This window comes from Rhizobium hidalgonense (genome assembly GCF_005862185.2).
Lineage (GTDB): Bacteria > Pseudomonadota > Alphaproteobacteria > Rhizobiales > Rhizobiaceae > Rhizobium > Rhizobium hidalgonense.
Map to the genome: position 1 here is coordinate 2,643,767 of NZ_CP054027.1, position 26,716 is coordinate 2,670,482.

Annotated in this window: 24 protein-coding genes and 4 tRNA genes; 9 read left to right on the top strand and 19 right to left on the bottom strand. The window is 60.7% G+C overall.

The features are described 5' to 3' along the window. Positions 1-187: 187 nt before the first annotated feature. The 13 genes from rpoB to FFM81_RS12815 all read right to left on the bottom strand — a co-directional run bounded on the left by rpoB (position 188) and on the right by FFM81_RS12815 (position 11,467). Positions 188-4,327 (bottom strand): DNA-directed RNA polymerase subunit beta, encoded by a 4,140-nt coding sequence (gene rpoB / locus FFM81_RS12760; RefSeq protein ID WP_003573813.1) that lies wholly within the window; start codon positions 4,325-4,327, stop codon positions 188-190. A 260-nt stretch (positions 4,328-4,587) separates the two neighbouring features. Then, positions 4,588-4,965, bottom strand: coding sequence for a 50S ribosomal protein L7/L12 (rplL, locus tag FFM81_RS12765; protein WP_003573814.1), 378 nt, complete (start codon positions 4,963-4,965; stop codon positions 4,588-4,590). A gap of 58 nt (positions 4,966-5,023) precedes the next feature. Beyond that, positions 5,024-5,542: a 50S ribosomal protein L10 gene (rplJ, locus tag FFM81_RS12770; protein ID WP_003573819.1), complete on the bottom strand. Its 519-nt coding sequence runs from the start codon at positions 5,540-5,542 to the stop codon at positions 5,024-5,026. A gap of 328 nt (positions 5,543-5,870) precedes the next feature. Beyond that, positions 5,871-6,572 (bottom strand): 50S ribosomal protein L1, encoded by a 702-nt coding sequence (gene rplA / locus FFM81_RS12775; RefSeq protein WP_003573821.1) that lies wholly within the window; start codon positions 6,570-6,572, stop codon positions 5,871-5,873. A 4-nt stretch (positions 6,573-6,576) separates the two neighbouring features. Continuing rightward, positions 6,577-7,008 (bottom strand): 50S ribosomal protein L11, encoded by a 432-nt coding sequence (rplK, locus tag FFM81_RS12780; RefSeq protein ID WP_003547518.1) that lies wholly within the window; start codon positions 7,006-7,008, stop codon positions 6,577-6,579. A gap of 177 nt (positions 7,009-7,185) precedes the next feature. Then, a complete protein-coding gene (gene nusG / locus FFM81_RS12785; RefSeq protein WP_003573823.1) occupies positions 7,186-7,716 on the bottom strand; it encodes a transcription termination/antitermination protein NusG in 531 nt (176 codons plus the stop codon). A gap of 17 nt (positions 7,717-7,733) precedes the next feature. Beyond that, positions 7,734-7,934 (bottom strand): preprotein translocase subunit SecE, encoded by a 201-nt coding sequence (gene secE / locus FFM81_RS12790; RefSeq protein ID WP_003573826.1) that lies wholly within the window; start codon positions 7,932-7,934, stop codon positions 7,734-7,736. A gap of 193 nt (positions 7,935-8,127) precedes the next feature. Next, positions 8,128-8,203 (bottom strand) — tRNA-Trp (locus tag FFM81_RS12795). Positions 8,204-8,371: 168 nt separating this feature from the next. Further along, positions 8,372-9,265: an NAD-dependent epimerase/dehydratase family protein gene (locus tag FFM81_RS12800; RefSeq protein ID WP_003573828.1), complete on the bottom strand. Its 894-nt coding sequence runs from the start codon at positions 9,263-9,265 to the stop codon at positions 8,372-8,374. 170 nt (positions 9,266-9,435) lie between these two features. Continuing rightward, complete coding sequence (locus FFM81_RS33135; protein ID WP_281070048.1) at positions 9,436-9,570, bottom strand: hypothetical protein; 135 nt, start codon at positions 9,568-9,570, stop codon at positions 9,436-9,438. A gap of 204 nt (positions 9,571-9,774) precedes the next feature. Continuing rightward, positions 9,775-10,950: an elongation factor Tu gene (gene tuf, locus FFM81_RS12805; protein ID WP_003573803.1), complete on the bottom strand. Its 1,176-nt coding sequence runs from the start codon at positions 10,948-10,950 to the stop codon at positions 9,775-9,777. A 334-nt stretch (positions 10,951-11,284) separates the two neighbouring features. After that, positions 11,285-11,358: transfer RNA gene (locus FFM81_RS12810), tRNA-Gly, on the bottom strand. Between the two features lie 24 nt (positions 11,359-11,382). Continuing rightward, positions 11,383-11,467: transfer RNA gene (locus FFM81_RS12815), tRNA-Tyr, on the bottom strand. Between the two features lie 30 nt (positions 11,468-11,497). Here FFM81_RS12815 and FFM81_RS12820 point away from each other — a divergent pair. From FFM81_RS12820 to FFM81_RS12830, 3 genes are read left to right on the top strand one after another with little or no spacing between them, the layout of a single operon-like run. Next, positions 11,498-11,674, top strand: a complete 177-nt coding sequence (locus FFM81_RS12820) for a hypothetical protein (RefSeq protein WP_155256623.1) — start codon at positions 11,498-11,500, stop codon at positions 11,672-11,674. After that, a complete protein-coding gene (gene rlmB / locus FFM81_RS12825; protein WP_003573831.1) occupies positions 11,671-12,561 on the top strand; it encodes a 23S rRNA (guanosine(2251)-2'-O)-methyltransferase RlmB in 891 nt (296 codons plus the stop codon). The genes FFM81_RS12820 and rlmB overlap by 4 nt, the downstream gene beginning before the upstream one ends. A 38-nt stretch (positions 12,562-12,599) precedes the next feature. Continuing rightward, complete coding sequence (locus FFM81_RS12830) at positions 12,600-13,292, top strand: AprI/Inh family metalloprotease inhibitor (RefSeq protein ID WP_138384877.1); 693 nt, start codon at positions 12,600-12,602, stop codon at positions 13,290-13,292. Between the two features lie 7 nt (positions 13,293-13,299). Here FFM81_RS12830 and FFM81_RS12835 read toward each other — a convergent pair whose 3' ends face one another. Then, a complete protein-coding gene (locus tag FFM81_RS12835; RefSeq protein ID WP_138384876.1) occupies positions 13,300-14,040 on the bottom strand; it encodes a hypothetical protein in 741 nt (246 codons plus the stop codon). 206 nt (positions 14,041-14,246) lie between these two features. Between FFM81_RS12835 and FFM81_RS12840 the strand changes: the two genes are divergently transcribed. Then, complete coding sequence (locus FFM81_RS12840) at positions 14,247-14,405, top strand: hypothetical protein (protein ID WP_003578649.1); 159 nt, start codon at positions 14,247-14,249, stop codon at positions 14,403-14,405. Positions 14,406-14,466: 61 nt separating this feature from the next. Continuing rightward, entirely contained in the window at positions 14,467-14,604 is a 138-nt protein-coding gene (locus FFM81_RS12845; RefSeq protein WP_003573837.1) for a hypothetical protein, read from the top strand. Between the two features lie 41 nt (positions 14,605-14,645). Here FFM81_RS12845 and FFM81_RS12850 read toward each other — a convergent pair whose 3' ends face one another. Both FFM81_RS12850 and FFM81_RS12855 read right to left on the bottom strand, forming a co-directional pair. Continuing rightward, positions 14,646-15,059 carry a hypothetical protein gene (locus tag FFM81_RS12850; protein ID WP_172643070.1) on the bottom strand — a complete coding sequence of 138 codons (414 nt, stop codon included), beginning with the start codon at positions 15,057-15,059 and terminating at the stop codon, positions 14,646-14,648. Between the two features lie 105 nt (positions 15,060-15,164). After that, positions 15,165-15,240, bottom strand: a tRNA-Thr gene (locus FFM81_RS12855). Between the two features lie 156 nt (positions 15,241-15,396). Here FFM81_RS12855 and FFM81_RS12860 point away from each other — a divergent pair. The 3 genes from FFM81_RS12860 to FFM81_RS12870 are packed head-to-tail and all read left to right on the top strand — an operon-like array spanning position 15,397 to position 17,738. Then, positions 15,397-16,170 (top strand): NAD kinase, encoded by a 774-nt coding sequence (locus FFM81_RS12860; RefSeq protein ID WP_003573842.1) that lies wholly within the window; start codon positions 15,397-15,399, stop codon positions 16,168-16,170. Between the two features lie 4 nt (positions 16,171-16,174). After that, entirely contained in the window at positions 16,175-16,684 is a 510-nt protein-coding gene (locus FFM81_RS12865; protein ID WP_138384875.1) for a hypothetical protein, read from the top strand. 34 nt (positions 16,685-16,718) lie between these two features. Then, positions 16,719-17,738: an alpha/beta hydrolase family protein gene (locus FFM81_RS12870; RefSeq protein WP_003573846.1), complete on the top strand. Its 1,020-nt coding sequence runs from the start codon at positions 16,719-16,721 to the stop codon at positions 17,736-17,738. A gap of 54 nt (positions 17,739-17,792) precedes the next feature. Here the strand turns inward: FFM81_RS12870 and prfB are convergent. The 3 genes from prfB to FFM81_RS12885 form a co-directional block, all read right to left on the bottom strand. Further along, a protein-coding gene (gene prfB / locus FFM81_RS12875) for a peptide chain release factor 2 (protein ID WP_003573848.1) occupies positions 17,793-18,924 on the bottom strand; the annotation gives its coding sequence in 2 pieces (ribosomal slippage) (positions 17,793-18,854 and positions 18,856-18,924; 1,131 coding nt in all). A gap of 98 nt (positions 18,925-19,022) precedes the next feature. Further along, positions 19,023-21,482, bottom strand: a complete 2,460-nt coding sequence (locus tag FFM81_RS12880) for a penicillin-binding protein 1A (protein WP_138384874.1) — start codon at positions 21,480-21,482, stop codon at positions 19,023-19,025. A gap of 361 nt (positions 21,483-21,843) precedes the next feature. After that, positions 21,844-23,100, bottom strand: a complete 1,257-nt coding sequence (locus FFM81_RS12885) for an N-acetylmuramoyl-L-alanine amidase (protein WP_138384873.1) — start codon at positions 23,098-23,100, stop codon at positions 21,844-21,846. Positions 23,101-23,723: 623 nt separating this feature from the next. On the opposite strand from FFM81_RS12885, the gene FFM81_RS12890 reads away from it, so the two are divergent. After that, positions 23,724-26,621: an Rne/Rng family ribonuclease gene (locus FFM81_RS12890; protein WP_138384872.1), complete on the top strand. Its 2,898-nt coding sequence runs from the start codon at positions 23,724-23,726 to the stop codon at positions 26,619-26,621. The last annotated feature ends 95 nt before the right edge of the window (positions 26,622-26,716 follow it).

Genomic DNA, 26,716 nt, shown 5'->3' on the forward strand with positions numbered 1-26,716 from the left:
TGTCTCCTTCATGGGCTAAAGCGCCCTCAAAATGCGATGGACGGCGGCAAATTCCCGGGAGCCGCCTCCCTCGCTTAAACGAGAATAACCGCAAGATGCGGCGAAACTTCCCTGCAGGGCCGATACGGATACGGCGCCCGGCGGGACCGGCGTGCGCCGCATTGGCAGCGCACGCCCTATCAACTGCTTACTCGGCCGCGTCGGGCAGCTGAGCTGCCTGCGCCTCGTCAAGCTTGGTGTTTTCGAGCTCGACGCTAAGGCCCAGCGAGCGCATTTCCTTGACGAGAACGTTGAAGCTTTCCGGAATACCGGCTTCGAACGTGTCGTCTCCGCGGACGATGGCTTCGTAGACCTTGGTGCGGCCGGCGACGTCGTCCGACTTCACCGTCAGCATTTCCTGCAGCGTGTAGGCCGCGCCGTATGCTTCGAGCGCCCAGACTTCCATTTCGCCGAAGCGCTGGCCGCCGAACTGCGCCTTGCCACCCAGCGGCTGCTGGGTCACGAGCGAGTAAGGACCGATCGAACGGGCATGGATCTTGTCGTCGACCAGGTGGTTGAGCTTCAGCATGTAGATGTAGCCCACGGTGACCTGGCGGTCGAACTGCTCGCCGGTACGGCCATCATAAAGCGTCGACTGACCGGTATCCTTGAGACCTGCCAGACGCAGCATGTCGTTGACGTCGCCTTCGTGAGCACCGTCGAAGACAGGCGTCGCAATCGAAACGCCGCGCTTCCACTGGTCGGCAAGACGCAGAACAGATTCGTCGTCGAACTCGTGGACCTGTTCGGCCTTCGGACCGTCACCGACGACATCGCCGATGGTCTTGCGCAGCGGCTCGATGTTGCCATTGGCCTTGTATGCCTCGATCAGTTCGCCGATCTGGCGACCCATGCCGGCGCAAGCCCAACCCAGATGGGTTTCAAGGATCTGGCCGACGTTCATGCGCGAGGGAACGCCGAGCGGGTTCAGAACGACGTCGACATGCGTGCCGTCTTCGAGGAACGGCATGTCCTCGACAGGCACAATGCGCGAAACGACGCCCTTGTTCCCATGTCGGCCGGCCATCTTGTCGCCCGGCTGGATCTTGCGCTTCACAGCGACGAAGACCTTGACCATCTTCATGACGCCAGGAGGCATTTCATCGCCGCGCTGGACCTTCTCGACCTTATCCATAAAGCGCTGTTCAAGGCGCGACTTGGATTCGTCGTACTGGCCGCGGAGCGCTTCAAGCTCGCTCTGAACCTTCTCGTCTTCGACCGCGAACATCCACCACTGCGAGCGGGGATATTCGGAGACGACGGCGTTCGAAAGCTCGGTGCCCTTCTTGAAGCCCTTCGGGCCGGCGATGGAAGCCTGGCCGCGCAGCATTTCGATCAGACGGCCGTAGACGTTACGGTCGAGGATCGCCTGCTCGTCGTCGCGGTCCTTGGCAAGACGCTCGATCTCTTCGCGCTCGATTGCCATCGCGCGCTCGTCCTTCTCGACGCCATGGCGGTTGAAGACGCGAACTTCGACGATCGTGCCGTAAGTGCCGGGCGGCATGCGCATGGAGGTATCGCGCACGTCGGAGGCCTTTTCGCCGAAGATGGCGCGCAGAAGCTTTTCTTCCGGCGTCATCGGGCTTTCGCCCTTCGGGGTGATCTTGCCGACGAGGATATCGCCCGGCTGAACTTCGGCGCCGATATAGACGATGCCGGCTTCGTCGAGATTTTTGAGCGCTTCTTCCGAAACGTTCGGAATGTCGCGGGTGATTTCCTCAGGACCAAGCTTGGTGTCGCGCGCCATCACTTCGAATTCCTCGATGTGGATGGAGGTGAACACGTCGTCGGCAACGATACGCTCGGAGAGCAGGATCGAGTCTTCGTAGTTGTAGCCGTTCCAGGGCATGAACGCGACGAGCGCGTTGCGGCCGAGCGCCAGGTCGCCGAGATCGGTCGACGGGCCGTCGGCAAGGATGTCGCCGCGGTTGACCTCGTCACCGACGGTGACCAGCGGACGCTGGTTGACGCAGGTGTTCTGGTTCGAACGCTGGAACTTCTGCAGGCGGTAGATATCGACGCCGGATTTGCCGGCTTCGAGGTCTTCAGTGGCGCGGATAACGATACGCGTCGCGTCGACCTGGTCGACCACGCCGCCGCGGCGGGCGCCGATGGCAGCACCCGAGTCGCGGGCAACGACCGGCTCCATGCCGGTACCGACGAACGGGGCTTCGGCACGCAGCAGCGGCACGGCCTGACGCTGCATGTTCGAGCCCATGAGGGCGCGGTTGGCGTCGTCGTTTTCCAGGAACGGGATGAGCGCGGCTGCGACCGAAACGACCTGCTTCGGCGAAACGTCCATCAGGTTCATACTGTCGCGGGGCGCGAGCATGACTTCGCCGGCATGACGGCAGACGACGAACTCGTCGACGAAGGAGCCGTCGGCGTTCATTTCGGCGTTGGCCTGGGCGACGTAATACTTCGCCTCTTCCATGGCGGAGAGGTAGAGCACGTCGCTCGTCACCTTGCCGTCGACGATACGGCGGTACGGGCTTTCGATGAAGCCGTACTTGTTGACGCGGGCAAAGGTCGCAAGCGAGTTGATCAGACCGATGTTCGGGCCTTCCGGCGTTTCGATCGGGCAAATACGGCCGTAGTGGGTCGGATGCACGTCGCGGACTTCGAAGCCGGCGCGCTCACGGGTCAGACCGCCCGGGCCAAGAGCCGAAAGACGACGCTTGTGGGTGATTTCCGAGAGCGGGTTGACCTGGTCCATGAACTGCGAGAGCTGCGAGGAACCGAAGAACTCGCGAACGGCGGCAGCCGCCGGCTTGGCGTTGATCAGATCCTGCGGCATGACCGTGTCGATCTCGATCGAGGACATGCGTTCCTTGATCGCGCGCTCCATGCGGAGCAGGCCGAGACGGTACTGGTTTTCCATCAGCTCGCCGACCGAGCGGACGCGACGGTTACCGAGGTTGTCGATATCGTCGATCTCGCCCTTGCCATCGCGCAGTTCGACCAGCATCCTGACCACGGCCAGAATGTCGTCCTTGCGCAGGATACGGACGGTGTCTTCGACGGTCAGGTCGAGACGCATGTTCATCTTGACGCGGCCGACGGCGGAGAGGTCGTAACGCTCCGCATCGAAGAACAGCGAGTTGAACATGGCTTCGGCCGATTCCATGGTCGGCGGTTCACCCGGACGCATGACGCGGTAAATGTCGAACAGAGCGTCCTGACGGTTCTCGTTCTTGTCGGCGGTAAGCGTGTTGCGGATGTAGGCGCCAACATTGATGTGGTCGATGCCGAGAACCGGGATCTCGTCGAAACCGTTGGCCAGGATGATGCCGAGCGTCTTCTCATCGATTTCGTCGCCGGCTTCGAGATAGATCTCGCCCGTCGAGTAGTTGACGATGTCGCCGGCGAGGTAGTTGCCATAGAGATCGTCATCGGCAGCCTTCAGCGCCTTCAGGCCCTTGTCGGAGAGCGTGCGAAGCAGACGCGGGGTCAGCTTCTTGCCGGCCTCCACGACGACTTCGCCGGTATCGGCGTCGACCATCTCGGTGATCGCCTTGGCACCCTTCAGGGTTTCCGGCTTGAAGGGAATGCGCCAGCCTGCGCCGTCGCGCTTGTAGAGCGACTTCGTGTAGAAGGTGTCAAGGATTTCCTCGCCGTCCATGCCGAGCGCCATCAGGAGCGAGGTGACAGGGATCTTACGGCGACGGTCGATACGGGCGTAGACGATATCCTTGGCGTCGAATTCGATGTCGAGCCAGGAGCCGCGATAGGGGATGACGCGGGCAGCAAAGAGCAGCTTGCCGGAAGAATGGCTCTTGCCCTTGTCGTGGTCGAAGAAGACGCCCGGCGAACGGTGCATCTGGGAGACGATGACGCGCTCCGTGCCGTTGACGATGAACGTGCCATTGTTGGTCATGAGCGGCATGTCGCCCATGTAGACGGACTGTTCCTTGATGTCCTTGATCGACTTCGCGCCGGTATCCTCGTCGATATCGAACACGATTAGGCGCAACGTGACCTTCAGCGGTGCTGCATAGGTCAGGTCGCGCTGACGGCATTCGTCAACGTCGAACTTCGGCGGTTCGAACTCGTAGGACACAAATTCCAGCATGGACGCGCCGGAGAAATCGGTGATCGGGAAAACCGACTTGAAAACGGCCTGAAGGCCTTCGTCGGGCCGGCCGCCTTTCGGCTCTTCAACCATCAAAAACTGGTCGTAGGACGCCTTCTGAACCTCGATGAGGTTCGGCATTTCTGCGACTTCGGGGATCTTACCAAAAAACTTGCGTACGCGCCTGCGACCGTTGAACGAAAGGGTCTGAGCCATCGTCGCTCCTTCAAATCTTGCACCCGGGCCTGCAACGGACGGGAACCGATGGCCAGTCGATCCCGTCAATCAATGGGTAGTTCAATCTCGTCCGACTCCCGAAAACGCTCAGCTCGGATTGCTGTGCTGCCCTCGGCGCGAGACTATCCTTTTGAAGAACCCATTACCCAAAAGCCGGTTTGACGCGGCTTTTGGGTAATTCGTTCAGAAAAACGGCAAATGGGAGGCAGTCGAGACTGCCTCCCAAAAGCAGTTCAAGATTACTTGACGTCGGCCTTGGCGCCGGCGTCTTCAAGCTTCTTCTTGATGTCAGCGGCTTCAGCCTTGGAAACGCCTTCCTTGACAGCCTTCGGAGCGGCCTCGACGAGGTCCTTGGCTTCCTTGAGGCCGAGACCGGTGATGGCGCGGACTTCCTTGATGACGTTGATCTTGTTGGCGCCGGCATCCGCGAGGATGACGTCGAACTCGGTCTTTTCTTCTTCAACGACAGCCGGGCCAGCACCACCAGCAGCGGCAGCAACAGCTACCGGAGCAGCAGCGGAAACGCCCCACTTTTCTTCGAGAAGCTTCGACAGTTCTGCAGCTTCCAGAACGGTCAGCGAGGAGAGGTCGTCAACGATCTTTGCGAGATCAGCCATTTTACTAGTTCCTTTTGTTCGGTTCGAACCGGTTGATTATAAACAGCGAAAAACCGCCTTAAGCGGCTTCGTCCTTCTTGGCGTAGGCCGCAAACACGCGGGCAAGCTGGCTTGCCGGTGCTGCAACAACTCCAGCGATGCGGGTAGCCGGTGTCTGGATCATGCCCAGCAGCTTCGCACGCAACTCATCGAGCGAAGGCAGGGTCGCAAGCGACTTGACTGCATCGGCGTTGAGCGTGGTTGTTCCCATGGCGCCGCCCAGAACAACGATCTTGTCGTTGGTCTTGGCGAAATCCATGACGACCTTCGGAGCGGTGATCGGATCGGTGCTGTATGCAATCAGCGTCTGACCCTTGAAGAGATCGGTGATCCCTTCCGCTTCCGTACCCTGAAGGGCAATTTTGGCCAGGCGGTTCTTCGCGACTTTGACGGTGCCGCCAGCTGCACGCATCTTCGAACGAAAGTCGTTCATCTGCGCGACTGTGGCACCAGCATAGTGGGCCACGACAACTGAGCCCGAAGCCTTGAAGACTTCACTCAGTTCCGTGACGAATTCGCGTTTTTCCGCTCTTTCCACTGCCTATCTCCAGTTGGCGGGACCGAAAACGGGCCCGCCGGGTTGCCTTTGCCTCCCGGGATCATGTGAGATCCCAAGCGACGCTTGAGGATCCTGTCCCCCCGCGCTCCCGCGCCATTCAAGGCTAAAGAGGCACAAGGCATCCAAGGCTCGAACCGAGTTACGAGAAGCGAACTTCATGCAATTCGGGTCTTACCCGTCTCATGCAGGCGAAGTGATTAAGGGAAAACCACCTGCAATCTCGGACAGGATTCCGGATTTCTCCGGAATATTCCGGCCCCTCGCGAGGCCGGAATTTCAGTGACCGGACCGAGGTCCGGCAATCAACTTACGCAGTCGGAGCTGCGGTGACCGAGCCGACTTCGATCTTGACGCCCGGGCCCATGGTCGAAGAAATCGCCACGCGCTTGACGTAGTTGCCCTTGGCGCCGGCCGGCTTCGCCTTGATGACGGCGTCAGCGAAGGCGCGGATGTTTTCTTCCAGAGCCTTGGCATCGAAAGAGGCCTTGCCGATGCCGGCATGGACGATACCAGCCTTCTCGACGCGGAACTCGACAGCACCGCCCTTGGAAGCCTTGACGGCTCCGGCCACATCCATGGTGACGGTGCCGACCTTCGGGTTCGGCATCATGCCGCGGGGTCCGAGAACCTTACCGAGACGGCCGACGAGCGGCATCATGTCGGGGGTGGCGATGCAGCGATCGAATTCGATTTTGCCGCCCTGGACGATTTCGACGAGCTCTTCAGCGCCGACGATATCAGCACCGGCGGCCTTGGCTTCATCAGCCTTGACGCCACGAGCGAAGACAGCAACGCGAACCGTACGGCCGGTGCCGTTCGGCAGGTTGACGACGCCGCGAACCATCTGGTCCGCATGGCGCGGGTCGACGCCGAGGTTCATCGAGACTTCGATGGTTTCGTCGAACTTGGCCACAGCCCGTTCCTTGACCATACCGATGGCCAGGGAGAGAGCATAGAGCTTGGTGGGATCAACACCTTCGTTGATCTTCTGCGTGCGCTTACCAGCCATGATCTTAACCCACCACTTCCAGGCCCATGGCGCGGGCAGAGCCCTCGATCATCGCCATTGCACCTTCGATATCCGCTGCGTTCAGATCCTTCATCTTGGCTTCTGCGATCGACTTGATCTGAGCCTTGGTGAGGGAGCCGGCCTTGGCGCCCTTGCCGGGCGTCTTGGAACCGGATGTGATCTTCGCTTCCTTCTTCAGCCAGTAGCTGACCGGAGGCTGCTTCATCGCGAAGGTGAAGGACTTGTCCTGGTAGTAGGTGATGACGACCGGGATCGGCATACCCTTTTCCATTTCCTGCGTGGCGGCATTGAACGCCTTGCAGAATTCCATGATGTTAATGCCACGCTGACCAAGCGCCGGACCAATCGGCGGGGACGGGTTTGCCGATCCTGCCTTGACCTGAAGCTTGAGCTGGCCTGCAACTTTCTTAGCCATATCTCTCTGCCTTTCATGAACGGCCGGTCGCCCGACCCGTGATGCCGGATCTCTCCGGCGGCTGCGGTTGCGTGGTGCGGATCATTAGGGTCCGGCTAAGACCCCTCACCTTCCACGCGGGTGCGGACAAGGTCCGCGGGAAACAGGCCGCAAGGGCCAGCTTCCAATCTCATACAATCAGACCTTCTCGACCTGAGCGTATTCCAGCTCAACCGGCGTTGCGCGGCCAAAGATCGACACTTCAACCTTCAGGCGCGAACGCTCTTCGTCCACATCCTGAACCGTGCCGTTGAACGACGCGAACGGGCCGTCGGAAACACGCACCTGCTCGCCGATCTCGAAGGTAATGGAGGCCTTCGGCCGCTCGACACCTTCCTGGACCTGACCGAGAATGCGCTCGGCCTCATGATCCGGAATCGGAACGGGCTTATTGTCGGAGCCGAGGAAACCTGTCACCTTCGGCGTATTCTTGATCAGGTGATAGGCTTCGTCCGTCAGATTGGCACGAACCATGACATAGCCCGGGAAGAACTTGCGCTCGGAATCGACCTTGCGGCCGCGACGCACTTCCACCACCTTTTCGGTCGGCACGAGGATCTTCTCGAACAGGTGCTCAAGCCCCTTCTGGCGAGCCTTGTTCTCGATGTCTTCAGCTACCTTCTTTTCAAAATTTGAATATGCGTGGACGATGTACCAACGTGCCGCCATTTTCATCTCCACCCGTATCAGTTGCCGGTATTGAGCACGAAGCTCAGAACCCAGCCGATCAGCTGGTCAGCGGCAAAGAAAAACAGCGCGGCGAAAACCACCATCACAAGCACCATGACCGTCGAGATCATCGTCTCGCGGCGCGACGGCCATGTAACTTTGGACGTCTCGGAGCGAACCTGCTGCAGAAACGCAAACGGATTGGATTTGGATGCCATCGACTGCCCACGCAATTACGGCGCGTAAAGCTGAAACTATCAGCCCCACGCACCGCGTGTCTGTTGAACCCTAAATAAACACCGATTTCCGAATACACAAGAGGGAAACCGAAGTTTAACGAAATAAGTCATTGCCCATAAATCCCCGGCCGGAATGCCGCGAGCATGTCCGCGCTGTTCCGCACGAGGAAAATGGCAGGGGCAGTAAGGCTCGAACTTACGACCTGCGGTTTTGGAGACCGCCGCTCTACCAACTGAGCTATACCCCTTCATACCGATCATTCAGCGTCTGGGCCAAGACCCGCAAATCGCTGCTGAAAAGCATGGCGCTCCCTTTAAGACGACGGCAGCGGATTGGCAAGCACGAATTTCGTTTTTCAAAGCCATTCTGCGCATTTGCGAGCCATCGGCTTGCCCGTCCCGCCACCGAGAAGGGTTCAGACCTTCACATATTTCCGCCAATCGTGCTCTTCTTTAAAACCCAGCACCTCGCGAATCTTGCGGTTGGAGAGCAGGCCTTCATATTCGCCGATCTCGCGGGTGAAGGGCACGTTCGGGAAGAATCGCTTGGCAAGCTCCTTCGACGGCGTGTTGGCCGAGACGGTGTCGTTGGCGGCGTTGAAGACCTGATAGCCCAGGCCGTCCTTTTCGATGCAGAGATGGCAGATCTGTCCGAGATCGCGGGCGTCAATATAGCTCCAGGTAATGCGCTTGCGCATCTCGGGATTGGCGAAATAGGTGGGGAACCTCTCATATTCGTGCGGCTCAATGACGTTGCCGATACGCAGCGCATAGATGTCGAAGCCCGAACGCTCGGCAAAGGCGCGGGCCGTCTTTTCGTTCACCACCTTGGAAAGCCCGTAGGAATCCATCGGATTGACGTCGTAGTCTTCCTCCAGCGGGAACTGGTGGAAATCGCGATGGCCTTCGGCGAAGCAGACGCCATACGTCGTCTCGCTGGATGCGATGATAATCTTCCTGATGCCGAGCTTCACCGCCGCCTCGATGACATTATAAGTGCCCATCGTGTTGATGCGGAAAGTCTCATTGTCGGGCTTGATCAGAATACGCGGAATGGCGGCGAAATGCACGACGGCATCGAAGGGCTGCACGCCCCTGCCCGCATCGAGATCGGGAAAATCTCGGTGCATCGACAGCGCGTTGAAGACCTGACCGCTGTCCGTGATGTCGGCAATGAGATTGGTGACGCCGGGACTGTCCAGCGGCAGGAGATCGAGGTTGTGAACCTCGTAACCTGCATTGACGAGCCACGGCACGGTGTGGCGACCTGCCTTGCCCGAACCGCCCGTAAACAGAATTCGCTTCTTCATGGGAAATATCCTCCGCGTCATAACATCGGAGGCATAGTTAGACGCTTCCGCGCGAAGAGCAAGCGAGCGTCCGGCAAGGGTTCACCCCCGCATCGCCGAGCGCTCCCTATCCGGGCCACGTGGCAGTCATTTCCGATCACCGCAAAGCCTGCGATGAACTGCTTAAATCGTCACTTGACGACGCTTATGTCACCGATCTGCACTCCGGCTGCCTGAACAACCTCCTGCGGAATTGCAGCGATGAAAAACATCGTGAAAACATACATCGCGAATATCGTCGCAACGAACGTGGCCTTTGGAATCATCCGGGCTCTCCTCTTTGCATGAAGGAGTCTGGACTAAAATGAACCAATCACAACCGGTTTCTGAATGTGAGATGAACAAAATACTGTGACGGGTGAATTTAACGATATTTTTACAACACCTGTTAAACACCCAGATAGGCATCAAAACGAAAAAACCCCGCCGTTTCCAGCGGGGTTTTTCCTGAAATTCGGGTAATCCCAGGATTACTCGACGATCGAAGCAACGATACCGGCGCCGACGGTGCGGCCGCCTTCGCGGATGGCGAAGCGCAGCTTTTCTTCCATCGCGATCGGAACGATCAGCTCGACGGCAACCGTGACGTTGTCGCCCGGCATGACCATTTCCGTGCCTTCCGGCAGCGTTACGATGCCCGTGACGTCCGTCGTGCGGAAGTAGAACTGCGGACGGTAGTTGGTGAAGAACGGCGTATGACGGCCACCCTCTTCCTTCGTCAGGATGTAGGCTTCGGCCATGAACTTCTTGTGCGGCTTGACAGAGCCCGGCTTGCACAGGATCTGGCCACGCTCGACGCCGTCACGGTTCACACCGCGAACCAGTGCGCCGATGTTGTCGCCGGCCTGGCCCTGATCGAGCAGCTTGCGGAACATTTCAACGCCGGTCACCGTCGTCTTCGAGGTCGCGCGGATGCCGACGATCTCGACTTCTTCGCCAACCTTGACAATGCCACGCTCGACGCGGCCGGTCACAACCGTACCACGGCCCGAGATCGAGAACACGTCTTCGATCGGCATCAGGAACGGCTGGTCGATCGGGCGCTCAGGCGTCGGGATGTAGGCGTCGACCGCAGCCATCAGCTCGCGGATCGCGTCTTCGCCGATCTTCTTGTCGCTGTCTTCGAGAGCGGCCAGTGCCGAACCCTTGACGACCGGGATATCGTCGCCCGGGAAGTCGTAGGACGACAGCAGTTCGCGAACTTCGAGCTCGACCAGTTCGAGAAGCTCGGCGTCGTCAACCTGGTCGACCTTGTTCAGGAACACCACGATCGCCGGAACGCCGACCTGGCGGGCCAGCAGGATGTGTTCGCGCGTCTGCGGCATCGGGCCGTCAGCGGCCGAGCACACCAGGATCGCGCCGTCCATCTGGGCAGCACCGGTGATCATGTTCTTGACGTAGTCGGCGTGGCCGGGGCAGTCGACGTGCGCGTAGTGGCGGGCCGGCGTCTCATATTCGACGTGGGCCGTCGAAATGGTGATGCCACGGGCCTTTTCTTCCGGAGCAGCGTCGATCTGGTCGTACGCCTTGAACTCACCGAAGTACTTCGTGATCGCTGCCGTCAGAGACGTCTTGCCGTGGTCAACGTGGCCGATCGTGCCGATGTTGACGTGCGGCTTGTTGCGCTCAAACTTACTCTTTGCCATTTGAATGCTTCCTGTGAACGAAATTGTGGGCCCCGGCGAACCGGTTTAGTGCCGCCGTTTAAGGCTTTCGGCGAAATTGCGCAAGACTTAATTGCAGACGCCAATCTTGGTGTGACAGCGCATATGGGGGACAATTCGCCGGCTGCAAGGCGATTCGCCGGCATGCGGGGGAAAATCACTGAAATCCTTGGAGAAAATCGCGTGGACTGCGAGAGATGAGGCACGGGCGGCCAGGGCTGGAACGCACTCTTCCGTCAGTCGAGAGCCGCTTGCGAAACATCGACCTGCGGAATTATCGCGGCAGCGTCGGGCGCATAAACGGGCTTCGGAGAACTGGAGCGGGTAGCGGGAATCGAACCCGCGTATTCAGCTTGGAAGGCTGCTGCTCTACCATTGAGCTATACCCGCGGGGTGGTCCGATCCGATGACGAATGGTGGAGAGAGTTGGATTTGAACCAACGTAGGCTGAGCCAACGGATTTACAGTCCGTCCCCTTTAACCACTCGGGCATCTCTCCAGTTTTTCGTCCGGATCTAGAAGACCAAGTTTGTCAGACTTTGAAGCGTTGCCGCCCGTCGTCTGCGCCGCGTATATGACCGGAGCATTTCAGTCTGTCAACACGACAACAACGGAAAAAACACGAAAAATTTCATTCTCCGCCGAAAGCCGGCATATGAAAGAAAGCCTATGCGGCGGCGAGCGCCATGGCTATAAAGCCGCATGAGCAAAGACAAAAAACCCGGCGGCAAGGCCGCGACAGACCCATCGGCCAAGGACACGCATTACGCCACGCTGCGGCGCGCGCATCGCGACGCCAAGCGCGAACGCGGCGAAATTCCGACACCTCAGCCGCAGAAACGCAGGCGCGGGGCTGAGGACTGGAAACCGCCGGCGCTGGCGCCTGACCAGGTGCATCTCTACGGCCTGCATACGGTGCGCGCCGCCCTCGACAATCCCGAGCGCAAGAAGATCAAGCTCTTCGTGACGCAGAACGCCCTGGCGCGGCTCGAAGTCGACGCCGAAACGCTCGGAATCCCCTTCGAGATTGTCTCGCCGCAGGATATCGACAAGGTGCTCGGCCCCGAGGCGATCCATCAGGGCGTCATGCTGGAAACGCGACCGCTGCCGGTGCGCCGTCTCGAAGCACTGAAGGACAGCCCTCTCCTGCTCGTCCTCGACCAGGTCACCGATCCCCACAATGTCGGCGCGATCATGCGCTCGGCCGTCGCCTTCAATTGCGGCGCCGTTATCACTACTCAGAGACATAGCCCAACCGAGTCAGGCGTCCTCGCCAAGTCCGCCTCCGGCGCGCTGGAACTGATACCTTATATACAGGTGACCAATCTCGCCGATGCACTCGGTGAACTGCACAAGCTCGGCTTCTCCACCATCGGCCTCGATTCGGAGGGGCCTGCGGCGCTCGAAGGCACGTTTTCGGGCAAGAAAGTGGCGCTGGTGCTCGGCTCCGAGGGCAAGGGTCTTCGCCAGAAGACGCGGGAAACCGTCAACGCACTTGCCCGTCTCGACATGCCGGGCGCGATCAAATCGCTGAACGTCTCGAATGCGGCGGCGATCGCGCTTTATGCGGCGCGGCTTTACCTGAAGGCATAGGCTGGTCCGCAGGCGGGCCGCGACAAAGGGGAACTGTCATGATCCGTTTCGTCTTTCGGCTCGCGGCTACCGCAGCCGCCCTGCTCGCCTGCGGTCTGGCGTACGGACAGGATATCGATCCCGATATCCTCAAAGCGCAGGCAGGAACCTATCTCGTCGCGCCCGAAGACGGGCGCACGGGATGCAGGATGACGCTCGAAACCGACATGGCGATCGGCGGTTATTCGGTTTCCGGGCAGGACGCCTGCGCCAAGCCGTTGCCGGCCCTCGCGGAAGCCTCTTCGTGGAATTTCGACGGCAATGGCGGCCTCATCCTGATCGATCCGACGCGCAAAGTGATCGCCCGTTTCGTCGAAAACGAAGGCTCGCCGATGAAGACTGAGGACGGCAAGCTGTTCCTGCTGAGCGCGGCACCCGACGGCGTCGATCACCTGCCGACCGTCAACAGCCTTGCCGGGCCGTGGACAATGCAACGGCCGGACGGCGAAAGGCTTTGCGGCGTAACGCTCGGCAGCAATGTCGGGACGGACGGCAATGCGCCATTGTCACTTTCCGGTGACTGCGCCGCCAATGTCGCCAAGCTCAAGCTTGCGGTCTGGCATATCGAGGGTTTCGGGCTGACGCTGATGGGCGGTGACGGTTCATCCCTTAGCTTCGACATGCGCGCCGACGGCAATTTCGACAAATCGAAGCAGGAAGGCGGCAAGCCGCTTTCGCTCGTGCGTCGCTGATTCTCCGTCAGTCGGGCCTCCCGCAAGTGGTCGGGCCATCCATCGGCCGGCGCGTCGTATCGCCAGCCGCGTAGGCCAATTCGATGGGGTAGACGATAACGCTCGGCAGTTTCTCAATTTCGCTTGCGTGATCGGGGCTGCGTTTGATTTCCGCCTTATAGGCTGCGGCGCAATCAGGCAGTTGGGTCAGTGACAGGCCGGTATCGGCGGTAATCGCCTTCGCGCAGTCGGCCTCCTTCAGGTAGAGCGAGCAGGATGCCGTGTAGACGCGACGAAAATGAACGGTCAGCTCCCCCTTCCCGCTGCTGATCACGGCAAAGTCCTCGCCCTCAAACGAATCGTCAAGCAGCCGCTCGCCCGTCGCCGCATCGTAGACGACGAAGGGCAGCCCGCCGTTCCATCCATCCGCGGCACGGAAAAAGACGAAACCACCGCTGACGCCCATGAGATAGCCGGCGGTATCGTCCTCGATCACCCACTCGCGCCCGCCGGCGCGCTCACAGGGCGCTTCGGCTGCAAGCAGCGCCAGTTTTTCGGCGCCGACCTCACCGAGATCGACCTCCTTGACCATGAAGGCGGGATAGCGGCTGCAGGTGATCTTCGGCTTTGCATCGGGATTGAGCTCATCCTTCGGCAGAGTGACGACATCCACTTTTATCGGCTTGTCGAAAGCTGCTGGGTCTGAAGAGGCTCCGGCGACGCAGACGAATGCCGCGACAATGACCGATGTTATAACCGTCCGTTTCATCGCGTCCGTCCCCAATTGTTTCAGGCATCCCTGACACAGTTCAAGCCGGTGCGACAGATGGAAAACGAATGCCGGCGATAGCCGCGCAAGGCACGACGGATGCCGGAGAAATTCGATTTTGCCTTGGAAAGACCTCCTGGAGCATTATGATCGGGCGATGACCGATCGCAACGACCGGTCGGAAGCAAGAAGGAACGATCCCCATCATGGCTATTCGACCGCTGATTTTCGGTATCCTCTTCATCGCGGTCTTCGTCGGGATCATTCTCAGCATCATCTGGGTGGACACGTCTCATCCCATCCACCAGCCCGATCCCCTGTCGCCGACGGCGCCCGGCCCCGCGACGCCGGGAACGGTGCAATAGGCTGATAGGAACGCCGGCGGCAATCGCGCGTTAATCCCCACTGAATGAGGATTGAACGCCTATGCGCATAATGATTGCCGTCGTCGCCTTCATGGTCGTTTCCGTGCTCAGCATCGCAATCCTATCGCCCTCCGGCGCCGGCCAGACCGGCAATGGCAGCAGGATCGAGGCGAGCGTCAACGAGCCCGTCGCTCATTGAAAAATGGCCCGGATGATCCGGGCCGTTCCTCTCAGCTACGATCAGCTGCGATAGAGCCAGAAAGGCATATCGCGATTGCGATGGCGCCACTCGCGCCGTTCCTGCCAACGCTCTGCACGCCACCGCCGCCAGCGGCGGTCATCGTCGCGCCAGTCGGACCGGCGCCAATCGCCCTCGTCGCGCCAGCCACGGTCGTCACGCCAGCCACGGTCGTCACGATAGTCCCGGTCGCGATCATGGCGCCAGCCATCGCGGATTTGAATGATATCGCCCTGCGCCGAGACCGCAGGCCGGTCGGCCGGCATGGCGGCGGCCGGTGCGACGGACGCGAAAGCCGCACCGGCAGAAAGGGTTGCGGCGAGAAAGAGATGTGCGAGCCTCATGGCAGTTTCCTCATTGATGATGAGGCGAAGATAAGTTCGCACGGCTGAATTGGCGCTGAAGCAGCCCTTCAGACAAGGTTCATCAAACGATACGTGATGGCTGGAAAGATCTGCCGGCGCGATCGAGCGCATCGAATCGAGATCATGGTCTGGACGAGCGGTACCGCGCGGAAAAAATGGTGCCCCCGGCAGGGTTCGAACCCGCGACCCCCTGATTACAAATCAGGTGCTCTACCAACTGAGCTACAAGGGCAATAGGTGCCCAACTAGCAGATTCTATGATTCTGTAAAGGAAAATTCGTGTCTGTGCGGACGGGTCGGCTGCCGCTCAAACGCTTGGTTGGAGAAAACGTCCTTGTCGCACCAGCACTTTATCCGTTAGCTAGAGCAGCTTCACAAAGGGCATTGCATGGGCCGTTCATTTCAGACTCTTTCCTTTATCGCCTCACCGACGACGGAGGCGCTCGCCGCGCGCGAGGAGTTGATTCGTATCTATGGCGATGTGCCGGCTGACGATGCCGATGTCATCGTCGCGCTCGGCGGCGATGGTTTCATGCTGCAGACGCTGCACAACACCATGAATTCCGGCAAGCTGGTCTACGGCATGAACCGCGGCTCGGTCGGCTTCCTGATGAACGACTATCGCAGCGAACAGCTTCAGGAGCGCATCTGCCTCGCCGTCGAAAACGTCTTCCGGCCATTGCAGATGACGACGGCCAATGCCGACGGCACCAACTCGACGGCGCTCGCCATCAATGAGGTCTATCTTTTCCGCCAGTCCTATCAGGCGGCGAACCTGAAGGTGACGGTGGACGGACGCGTGCGCCTGGAGGAGCTGATCTGCGACGGGCTGATGGTGGCGACCCCTGCCGGGTCGACGGCCTATAATCTTTCCGCCCATGGCCCGATCCTGCCGCTCGAGGCGCCGCTGCTCGCCATGACGCCGGTCAGCGCTTTCCGGCCGCGGCGCTGGCGGGGCGCTCTGCTGCCGAACAAGGTGACCGTCGATATCGATGTGCTCGAGCCGGTGAAGCGGCCGGTAAATGCGGTGGCCGACAATACCGAGGTCAAATCGGTGCTGCATGTCCGCATTGCCCAGTCGGAACATATGACGGCACGCATTCTTTCCGATCCCGACCGTTCCTGGTCCGACCGTATTCTCGCCGAGCAGTTCAAGGATTGAGACGATGGCCGTGCGACGGATATTGATGACCACGGTTTTTTTCATCGGATGGTCGGCCGCAGCCTTGCCCGCGCACGATGACATCCTGCCGGCATCGGTGATTTTCGCGACCAGCACCGGCTATTGGGAGGATGACGGCAACGCCCCTGATGTCGAGCGGGCGCCGACAGGCGCCGAGCCCGTTGCCAACCCCGAAGGAAAGCGCACGCAGCGCCACGGCTACTACAAGCTCTTTGCCGTAAGACAGCCAGACAGGACCTCGAAGGTCTATCTGCAGCAGGTCGCCCAGACCGAGACCGGTCCGGCGATCGCTTCTACCGTCGAACTGCAGGAGATCAGCGACCTCAAGCCTTACATTACCGATATACGCCCGGAAAATTCGAACGGCATCATCAAGGAGCCGGGGCTATTCGCGACGATCTATCTGAAGACCGATCCCCAGGCCGAGCCGGATGGCTGGACCGTGCTGATCGATGAATTCGGCGACATCACCGTCGAGAAAGCGACGAATTGAACCACGGGGAAGCGTTCGGGAAAGAGTGGAAGAGATGAAACTCGGCTTCCGCGATGGCGTGCTTTACGACAAAAACAGGTCGAACTGGGACGCAAACGGTCCCAGACCCATCAGCTGGTCGCTGTGGTATCCCGCTGCCGATGAGGCGCGGGAAAGCGATGCAACGGAAAGAAGCTGGTTCAAGAAGGCCGCCATCGCCCGCAACGCACCCATCCGGCCGGATCTCCTGCCCCATCCCCTCGTCCTGTTGTCACATGGCACCGGCGGATCCGCGGCCGGACTGGAGTGGCTGGCGCGACGGCTCGCCGAGCGCGGATTTGCAGCGCTCGGCGTCAACCATCACGGCAATACCGGCAACGAGCCCTATCGCGCCGAAGGCTTCGCCTGCCTTTGGGAGCGGGCGCCGGATCTAAGCTTTATGCTCGACCACAGCGATGACTGGCTCGGTGATCTCTCCTGTTCTATCGATATGACCCGCGTGTTCGCCGCCGGATTTTCGGCCGGCGCCTATAGCGTGATGCTGCTTCTTGGCGCTGTCGCCCAGTTTTCGCAATTCGAACCATCAAGAATGAAGTCGGGTGGGGCGCGCGGACCAAGGGAATTTCCCGATCTTGCCGACCATATCCCCACCTTGCTTCGCAGCAGCGATGTGTTTCGCGATTCATGGTCGCGGATGTCGAAGTCCTACCGGGACGACAGAATCAAGGCTGCGCTCCTGTGCGCGCCGGGCCGGTCCGTTCTCGGTTTCAGCGAGGAAAGCCTGAAAGCCGTCGACGCGCCCGCCCTCATTCTCGTCGGCGATGCCGACAGGGCGGCGCCGGCCGAGGAATGTTCGGCATGGCTGCATGCGCGGCTCCGGCGCGGTTCTCTTAGCATCTTCGGCGGCGGGCTTGGACATTATGTCTTCGTGCCGGAGGGCACCGCACTCGGCCTCGCCTTTGCCGCAGAGCTCTTTACCGATCCCCCGGGCGTCGAGCGCGCAGCCATTCATGACGAGATTGCCGATCTGTCGGCAGCGCTGTTCCAGGACAGCACCGTCGAAGCGATCGCCTGAGCATAAAAAAGCCCCGTCTCCGGGGCTTTCTCGTCTCAGTCCTGGTTTTGTCCATCAGTCCACATCGTCGACGACTGCGTCGGCGGCGCCGCTGATGCGGTGGGCAAGGGCCGCTTCCATGAACTCGTTGAGCTCGCCGTCCAGCACGTCATCCGGCGCGGTGCTGGCGACGCCGGTGCGCAGGTCCTTGACCAGCTGGTAGGGCTGCAGCACGTAGGAGCGGATCTGGTGGCCCCAGCCGATATCCGTCTTGGAGGCGGCTTCGGCGCTGGCGGCGTCCTCACGCTTCTTCAGCTCGGCTTCGTACATGCGGGCGCGCAGCATGTCCCAGGCCTTGGCGCGGTTCTTGTGCTGCGAACGCTCCTGCTGGCACTGAACGACGATGCCGGTCGGCATATGGGTGATGCGCACGGCCGAGTCTGTCGTGTTGACGTGCTGGCCGCCGGCGCCCGACGAACGATAGGTGTCGATGCGGCAATCACCTTCGTTGATCTCGATCTGGATCGAGTCGTCTACCACGGGATAGACCCAGATCGACGAGAAGGAGGTGTGGCGACGCGCGTTGCTATCGTAAGGCGAGATGCGCACCAACCGGTGCACGCCCGATTCCGTCTTCAGCCAGCCATAGGCATTGTGGCCCTTGACGAGCAGGGTTGCGGATTTGATGCCCGCCTCTTCGCCGTCATGAACTTCGAGAAGCTCGACCTTAAAACGCTGGCGTTCGGCCCAGCGAGTGTACATGCGCAGCAGCATGTTCGCCCAGTCCTGGCTTTCAGTGCCACCGGCGCCGGAATGGACTTCGAGATAGGTGTCGTTGCCGTCGGCCTCGCCGGAGAGCATCGCCTCCACCTGGCGGCGCGCAGCCTCGGCTTTTAAGGCCTTCAGCGTGTCCTCGGCTTCCTTGACGACGCCTTCATCGCCCTCTTCCTCGCCGAGTTCGATCAGCTCGATATTGTCATTCAGCTGCTGTTCCAGCTGCTTGACGCCACTGATGCCGTCATCGAGCTGCTGACGCTCGCGCATCAGCTTCTGCGCTTCGGTAGCGTCGTTCCAGAGGTTCGGATCCTCTGCCTTGTTGTTCAACCAGTCCAGCCGTCTTATCGCCTGGTCCCAGTCAAAGATGCCTCCTCAGCAGGGTGATAGCCTGCTTGGTTTCATCGACAACGTTTTCGATTTCGGCTCGCATATTCCTGCTTCTCTGTCTGGTTCTTCCGGTGCTGGTGGACATAGAGACGCCCGCCGCGGATGTAAAGGCCGCGCGGGCGTTCAAAAATCAGGCGGCGGTCAGAACAGGCCGGGCGTGCCGGTCTGGACGGCCTGGTTTGCCTGCGGCGAAGTCTTCAGGATCTCTTCCGGCGCCATTGTGCTGTCCATGCCGATGACGGAGAAACTGTCGGCCGGGCCGGTGCCGGGCTTGAAGGCCTCGATGATGGTGTTCGGATCGCCGTCGACGGCGGCCATGCCGGTCTTGCGGTCGATCGAAATCAGGTTCATGCCCGGCGGGATGACGAATTTCGATTCCGGCGAATCCTTGACCGCAGCCTGCATGAATTCGTTGAAGATTGGGGCGGAGAGACCGCCGCCGGTGCCGCCGCGGCCGAGCGGGGCCGGCGTATCGAAGCCCATATAGAGGCCGGCGACCAGATCCGGGGTGAAGCCGACGAACCAAGCGTCCTTCTCGTCGTTGGTAGTGCCGGTCTTGCCGGCGACGTCGCGGCCGCCGAGATCGATTTTGCCGGCTGCGGTGCCGCGCTGGATGACGCCCTGCATCATCGAGGTGATCTGATAGGCGGTCATCGGGTCGAGAACGGTTTCACGGTTGTCGACGACGTTGGGTTCTTCCTGGTTCTGCCAGTCGCCGGCATTGCAGCCTTCACAGAGACGCTCCTCGTGCTTGAAGATCGTCTTGCCGTAGCGGTCCTGGATGCGGTCGATCAAAGTCGGCTTGATCTGCTTGCCGCCATTGGCGATGACCGAATAGGCCGAGACCATGCGCAGCACCGTGGTATCGCCGGCGCCGAGCGACATGGAGAGAACCGGCAGCATGTGATCGTAGATGCCGAAGCGCTCGGCATATTCGGCGACGATGTTCATGCCGAGATCGTTGGCGAGGCGCACCGTCATCAGATTGCGCGAATGCTCGATACCCGAGCGCAGCGTCGACGGGCCGCCGACTTCGCCGCCGTAGTTTTCCGGCTTCCAGACCTGGCCGCCGGAGACGATCTCGATCGGCGCATCCATGATGACGGAAGCCGGCGTGTAGCCATTGTCCATCGCCGCGGCGTAGACGAAGGGCTTGAACGAGGAGCCCGGCTGGCGCATCGCCTGGGTGGCGCGGTTGAATTCGGACTGCGAATAGGAAAAGCCGCCGACCATGGCGAGCACGCGGCCGGTCTTCGGGTCCATGGCGACCAGACCACCCTGCACCTTCGGCGGTTGCTGCAGCCGATAAGAGGTCGACGCAGCGTCGCCGAGCTTTGCGACATAGACGACGTCACCGGGGGCGACTGCGCCGACCGGCGATTTCGTCGTCTTGCGGGCGCCGTCGGACGACCGGAAGGCCCATTGCATGTTCTTGGCGTCGATGGTGCCGCGTTGACGGTCGGCTGAAACCTTGCCGCTGCCATCCTTGGGCGGCTGCAGGCCGATATCGACATTGCTGTCGGAGACCGCAAGCACGACGGCAAGCCGCCATTCCGGCACGTCGGAGAGGGTGGGAATATCGGCAAGCGCCTTGCCCCAGTCACCGCTTGCATCGATCTGCTTGATGGGCCCATGGAAACCGCGGCGCTCGTCATAGGTCACCAGACCGTCCTGCAGCGCTTTGCGGGCAGCGAGCTGCATCTGCGGATCGAGCGAGGTGCGCACCGAAAGGCCGCCCTCATAGAGAACCTTTTCACCATATTGGTCGATCAGCTGGCGGCGCACGGCTTCGGCGAAATAATCCGAAGCAAAGAGCGACGGGCCGGTCGAGCGGGCGGTGACGCCGAGCGGCTGCTTCTTGGCGTCCTCGCCGTCGCTCTGGCTGACATAGCCGTTCTCGACCATGCGGTCGATCACCCAGTTGCGGCGCTCGAGGGCTGCCTCGGGATGGCGGAAAGGATGGTAGTTGGCAGGCCCCTTCGGCAGCGAGGCGAGATACGCGGCCTCGGCGACGGTCAATTCGGTGACCGATTTGTTGAAATAGGTAAGCGCGGCGCCGGCGATGCCGTAGGAATTCATGCCGAAGAAGATCTCGTTCAGGTAGAGTTCGAGGATCTTGTCCTTGCTGTAGGCCTGCTCGATCCGGAAGGACAGGATCGCTTCCTTGATCTTGCGGTCGATCGTCTGGTCAGAGCTCAAAAGGAAGTTTTTGGCCACCTGCTGGGTGATCGTGGAAGCGCCGACGGGGCGGCGGCCGGAACCGAAATTCTGCAGGTTGACGAGGATGGCGCGGCCGAGACCGGTGAGATCGACGCCCGGATGATTGTAGAAATTCTTATCTTCGGCCGACAGGAAGGCCGCCTTGACGCGGTCGGGGACGGCCTGGATCGGCAGGAAGAGGCGCTTTTCCTTGGCGTATTCGGCCATTAGAGCGCCGTTGCCGGCGTGGACACGGGTGGTCACCGGCGGCGCATAGCTGTTCAGAACGGCATAGTCCGGGAGATCCTTCGCGACGTTGGCGAGGTAGATGGCAACCCCCGCCGCCGCGACCAGAAACAGGACGCAGGCCATTCCGAAGAAATATCCAAAAAGTCTAACCATATTTTCAGCTACCGGTCTCTTCGATCTTCAATCGGCGCAGAACGCCACGATTGCACGGATCAAGGCAATTTGCACGTTGCGCGGCTTACTCCATGAGCGTTACCGCCACAAGCCGATTCCGCGCTCAAGGCTTACGAAACATAAGCCGGAGTAACGGCGCGATTGTGAGGAAAATAGGGCTCTGCCCGCCGCATTCACCGCTGCGGGCGCGTTTCATCAGCACTGTCACATCCAAGCAACGCCCGTCCCCGCCGCCAATCCGAGGAATCCTGCTCAGAATTTGAGTCACGCAACGCACGTTAAGTCTTTGTTTTCATGGATTCTGCCAACCTCAACCACGATGGATTTAGGGGGGCAGGCACTAGCCGCCATTGGCGATGACGGCGGCGCGGTAGCGCTTCACCGCCTCGGTCAAAAGACCGACGATCTTGCCGCGCCAGGTCTCGTCGAGCAGCAATTTCTCGTCCTCGGCATTCGAGAGAAAGCCGAGCTCGAGAAGGATCGACGGCACGTCAGGGGCCTGCAGCACGCGGAAACCGGCATGACGGTGTGGATTGTTGATGGTGCCGACCTGATCCTTGAAGGAATTCAGCACGCTCTCGGCCAGCGAGATCGAGAAGGCCTGGGTCTCGCGCCGGGTCAGATCGAGCAGGATATCGGCGACCTCGGGCGGCTCGGCGACCGTCTCCTTGCCGGCAATCTGGTCGGAGAGGTTTTCACGTTCGGCCAGATCGGCGGCGAGCTTGTCGGATGCCTTGTCGGAGATCGTGTAGACGGTGGCGCCGCGGATATCCTTCTGCTTCAATGTGTCGGCATGCAGCGAAATCAACAGGCCTGCGTGGTTCTGGCGGGCGATCAGCACCCGCTGCGAAAGCGACAGGAACTCGTCATCTTCGCGCGTCAGGAAAGCCTTAATGCCCGGCTCCTTGTTCAGCCGCTCGGTCAGGGCCTTGGCGAAGGCAAGCGTCACCTGCTTTTCCTCGGTCTTGGTGTCGACCCCGATCGCGCCGGTATCGATGCCGCCATGGCCGGCGTCGACGGCGATGACGAAATCGCCGGGGGCGGTTTTCTCAGGAGCCGGAATGGCGCTCGTCGTTTGGGCCGCCTCACTCTGGTCACTCCAGGATTGCGTCTTGACCAGTTCGGCAAAGGCCTGCTTGTCGATCATCTCGGCATCAAGCACCAGACGATGCCCCTTGCCGGACTCGTCGGCCTGCACCTTGGCGAGCGCCAGCTTCACCGGCCCTGCGGTCGTCAGGACGATGCGGGCGCTTTCCTCGTCCATCTTGCCGTAACGGATATCCTTGAACAGGCCGCGGGCGGCGAGATCCTTGGCCGGAAAACCGAAGGCGGTCGCCGGCAGGTCGATGACGATGCGTTCCGGATTGGCGATATAGTGGACGGAGAAGCGGGGTTCGCGATCGAAATCTATGACGATGCGGCTCCTTGCATCGTCGCCGACGATACGCGCGCCATAGGCAAGCAGCGGATCTTTGGCCTCGACGGAGCCGGCAACGGCCGGCAATAGGCTGACGGCCAGAAGCACTATCAGAACCCGCCTCGCGAATGTCGATCGCCACTCTGCGGACTTCGCCGCGATCCGAGCCCTCTTAAACAATAAACCGCCACACCCTATCTGTATTGCGATGGAGCCGACGCGGCCGCGTCGAACGTCGCTTGGACGAAATACCCGTTGCGGCCTGCCGAATCGCAATCGCTTTATCCCAGCTTCTATGCGTCACGAAATCCATCAATATTATGGCACATTTGGCTTTTCCCTTGCTATTGTGACACGGAAAACATACAACGAATTTTAGGATAAAGTGTTGACGGGATAGAGTCGCCGCAAAGGCTGCCAGCCAGATCAGGACCTGGCGCCACACCGGTCATCGTCCGCCGTCTCATGCGCTTCATCCTTTGAACTGGATCCTGATTTTCCGGCTCATTGTCGGAATTCATTGGTGGATCAGCCACCACGCTCTCAGGGAGCAAACTCATCGGACCCGAACGGGTCTTCGTATTTGTCGATCACGCTTGGTTGTTGATGGTTTCGCAGCAGGTTTTATCTGAAGTGTACAGGCCCCGGACCGAAATGGTTCCGGCTGCGGTCTGGCTGCTGCCCTCCCCCTCGCATCAGGCGCGACTTTCATTATCCGGCGCGGCCACGACGGACCGCATTCTTTCTGTTTCAACAGCAGTCGGGAATGCGCTCTCGCGGCCACGCCGAGGAGCTCAGCTTACATGGCAGACAAAATGCTTATCGATGCGTCTCACGAGGAAGAGACGCGCGTCGTTGTCGTTCGCGGGAACCGCATAGAAGAATTTGACTTCGAGTCCCAGCACAAGAAGCAGATCCGCGGCAACATCTATCTGGCAAAGGTAACGAGGGTCGAGCCCTCGCTGCAAGCCGCCTTCGTCGATTACGGCGGCAACCGGCACGGCTTCCTGGCCTTCGCCGAAATCCATCCTGACTATTATCAGATACCGCTCGCCGACCGTCAGGCGCTGCTTCGGGCCGAAGCCGAGGAGCATCGCCGCGACGAAGACGTCGAGCATGTCGAAACCGCGCCGATGGTCGATCTGTCCAAGCAGGATCAGCCGGATGTCGGCATCGTGCCGGTAGAGGCGCCGGAAATTTCTGCCGCAACTGAAGAGCCGGCGGCGGTTGAGGCCGCGGCAGCGCCCGAGGCCACCGAGGAAGCGCCGGCCAAGAAGGCAAGGCCGCGCCGCAGCCGCAAGAAGGCAGCCGAGCCGGTTGCCGAGACGACCGCGACCGAGGACGCCGTTCCCACAGACGTCGAAGCCGAAGGCGCTGCGAACGTCGACAACGAGGATGATGGCTCGACCGGCAGCGCAATGGCCGCCATGGTGGAAACCGACGAGATTTCCGAGGACGTCGATACCAGCAAGCGTCGCCACGATGATGACGACGACGATGACGATCACGGCGAAGAGGAAGTCATCGAATCCGTCGGCGCCGAAGACGCGATGGAAGAAGTGCCGGACCGGGTGCAGCGCAAGCCGCGCAAGCAATACCGCATCCAGGAAGTCATCAAGCGCCGTCAGATCCTGCTCGTGCAGGTTGCCAAGGAAGAGCGCGGCAACAAGGGCGCGGCCCTTACCACCTACCTGTCGCTTGCCGGCCGCTATTCCGTGCTGATGCCGAACACGGCGCGCGGCGGCGGAATTTCCCGCAAGATCACCAACCCTGCCGACCGCAAGCGCCTGAAGGAAATCGCGCGCATGCTCGAGGTGCCGCAGGGCATGGGCGTCATCCTTCGCACCGCCGGCGCCAACCGCACCAAGGTCGAGGTCAAGCGTGACTTCGAATATCTGATGCGCCTCTGGGAAAACGTGCGTACGCTGACGCTGGCGTCCACCGCTCCCTGCCTCGTCTATGAGGAAGGCTCGTTGATCAAACGCTCGATCCGCGACCTCTACAACAAGGATATCGGCGAGATCATCGTCTCCGGCGAAGAAGGCTATCGTGAAGCGAAAGACTTCATGAAGATGCTGATGCCGAGCCATGCCAAGGTTGTTCAGCCCTATCGTGACATCCACCCGATCTTCTCGCGTTCGGGCATCGAGGCGCAGCTCGACCGCATGCTGCAGCCGCAGGTCACGCTGAAGTCCGGCGGCTACCTGATCATGAACCAGACGGAAGCGCTGGTCTCGATCGACGTCAACTCCGGCCGCTCAACGCGCGAACACTCGATCGAGGACACTGCGCTGCAGACCAACCTCGAGGCGGCCGACGAGGTCGCCCGCCAGCTTCGCCTGCGCGACCTTGCCGGCCTGATCGTCATCGACTTCATCGACATGGAAGAGAAGCGCAACAACCGCGCAGTCGAGAAGAAGCTGAAGGAGTGCCTGAAGAACGACCGCGCCCGCATTCAGGTCGGCCGGATCTCGCATTTCGGCCTGCTCGAAATGTCGCGCCAGCGCATCCGCGCCTCCGTTCTCGAATCGACCACGCAGGTCTGCTCGCATTGCGGCGGCAGTGGCCATGTGCGTTCGCAATCCTCCGTTGCGCTGCATGTCCTGCGCGGTATCGAGGAATATCTGCTCAAGAATACCACGCACAATATCAGCGTACGCACCACGCCTGACATCGCGCTCTACCTGCTCAACCACAAGCGCCAGACGATCATCGACTACGAAAATCGTTTCGGCGTCGCTATCGTCATCGATGCGGATGGTTCGGTCGGCGCGCAGCATTTCGCCATCGATCGGGGCGATGCCGTGGAGAACCCGGTCAAAATCGAGACGCTCTTCAACTTCGCAGCTATTCCTGAGGATGACGATGACGACATCGTCATTGAGATGGATGAGGACGAAGACGAGGAACTCGAGGAGAAGCCGGCCACCGCCGAGCGACCCGTCGCGGCACGCTCGGAAGGCGAGGGTGACGGAAACCGCAAGCGCAAGCGCCGCCGGCGTCGGCGCGGCCGCAACGGCAATGCCGAGCAGCCGGTATCGGCTGCAGGCGAAGCCGGCGACGAGGATGAGGACGGTGACGACGAAGGCAGCGAAGGCGATGAAAACGCCGAGGGCACGCCCGAGACACTGGCTGAAAGCGAAGAATCGCAGCGCCGCAAGCGCCGCCGTCGCGGCAAGCGTGGCGGCCGCCGCAACCGCGCCGAGGATGGTTCCGAACTGACGGCCGGCGAAGCCGGTGAAGACAATGGCAGTGACGAGGGCGTCGAAGAGGGCGAAGGCGACGACATCGCGAACGACGGCACTTCCCAGGAAGCCGAAACTGTCGAAACGGTTGTCGAGCAGGCGGGCGAAAGCCAGGCCGCAGCCGCCGCTGTCGAGGGTGCGGCCGTCGTCACCGAGGATCTGAAGCCGGCCCGTGGCCGCGGCCGTCGCAAAGCCGCAGCAGCGCCGGTCGAAGAGCCGGTGGCAGAGACAGCACCGACGGCCGTGGCTGAACCGGAACTGGCGGTAGCCGCCGCCGATCTCGGAACACCCGTTCAGGAAGAAGCGCAGGAAGAGGCAAAGCCGGTTCGCGCCAACCGCGAATCCAACATCACCTCCTCCGAGCCGACGGTGAAGTCCACCCGCGCTGAAAACGCCGAAGGCGAAGACGGCAAGCCGAAGAAAGCCGGCTGGTGGCAGCGCCGTGGCTTCTTCTGAAAGCTGATTTTCGGACATAAATGATCAATCCGGCCGCGGCGACGCGGCCGGATTTTTGTTTGTGGCGATGGCGTCAGCGTCGATCTTGAACCGCG

Bases quoted from the DNA above. Each gene is read 5' to 3' on its own strand.
- rpoB (WP_003573813.1), bottom strand. From the start codon at position 4,327: ATGGCTCAGACCCTTTCGTTCAACGGTCGCAGGCGCGTACGCAAGTTT.
- rplL (WP_003573814.1), bottom strand. From the start codon at position 4,965: ATGGCTGATCTCGCAAAGATCGTTGACGACCTCTCCTCGCTGACCGTT.
- rplA (WP_003573821.1), bottom strand. From the start codon at position 6,572: ATGGCTGGTAAGCGCACGCAGAAGATCAACGAAGGTGTTGATCCCACC.
- rplK (WP_003547518.1), bottom strand. From the start codon at position 7,008: ATGGCTAAGAAAGTTGCAGGCCAGCTCAAGCTTCAGGTCAAGGCAGGA.
- nusG (WP_003573823.1), bottom strand. From the start codon at position 7,716: ATGGCGGCACGTTGGTACATCGTCCACGCATATTCAAATTTTGAAAAG.
- secE (WP_003573826.1), bottom strand. From the start codon at position 7,934: ATGGCATCCAAATCCAATCCGTTTGCGTTTCTGCAGCAGGTTCGCTCC.
- FFM81_RS12800 (WP_003573828.1), bottom strand. From the start codon at position 9,265: ATGAAGAAGCGAATTCTGTTTACGGGCGGTTCGGGCAAGGCAGGTCGC.
- FFM81_RS33135 (WP_281070048.1), bottom strand. From the start codon at position 9,570: ATGATTCCAAAGGCCACGTTCGTTGCGACGATATTCGCGATGTATGTT.
- tuf (WP_003573803.1), bottom strand. From the start codon at position 10,950: ATGGCAAAGAGTAAGTTTGAGCGCAACAAGCCGCACGTCAACATCGGC.
- rlmB (WP_003573831.1), top strand. From the start codon at position 11,671: ATGAGCAAAGACAAAAAACCCGGCGGCAAGGCCGCGACAGACCCATCG.
- FFM81_RS12830 (WP_138384877.1), top strand. From the start codon at position 12,600: ATGATCCGTTTCGTCTTTCGGCTCGCGGCTACCGCAGCCGCCCTGCTC.
- FFM81_RS12835 (WP_138384876.1), bottom strand. From the start codon at position 14,040: ATGAAACGGACGGTTATAACATCGGTCATTGTCGCGGCATTCGTCTGC.
- FFM81_RS12840 (WP_003578649.1), top strand. From the start codon at position 14,247: ATGGCTATTCGACCGCTGATTTTCGGTATCCTCTTCATCGCGGTCTTC.
- FFM81_RS12845 (WP_003573837.1), top strand. From the start codon at position 14,467: ATGCGCATAATGATTGCCGTCGTCGCCTTCATGGTCGTTTCCGTGCTC.
- FFM81_RS12860 (WP_003573842.1), top strand. From the start codon at position 15,397: ATGGGCCGTTCATTTCAGACTCTTTCCTTTATCGCCTCACCGACGACG.
- FFM81_RS12865 (WP_138384875.1), top strand. From the start codon at position 16,175: ATGGCCGTGCGACGGATATTGATGACCACGGTTTTTTTCATCGGATGG.
- FFM81_RS12870 (WP_003573846.1), top strand. From the start codon at position 16,719: ATGAAACTCGGCTTCCGCGATGGCGTGCTTTACGACAAAAACAGGTCG.
- FFM81_RS12880 (WP_138384874.1), bottom strand. From the start codon at position 21,482: ATGGTTAGACTTTTTGGATATTTCTTCGGAATGGCCTGCGTCCTGTTT.
- FFM81_RS12890 (WP_138384872.1), top strand. From the start codon at position 23,724: ATGGCAGACAAAATGCTTATCGATGCGTCTCACGAGGAAGAGACGCGC.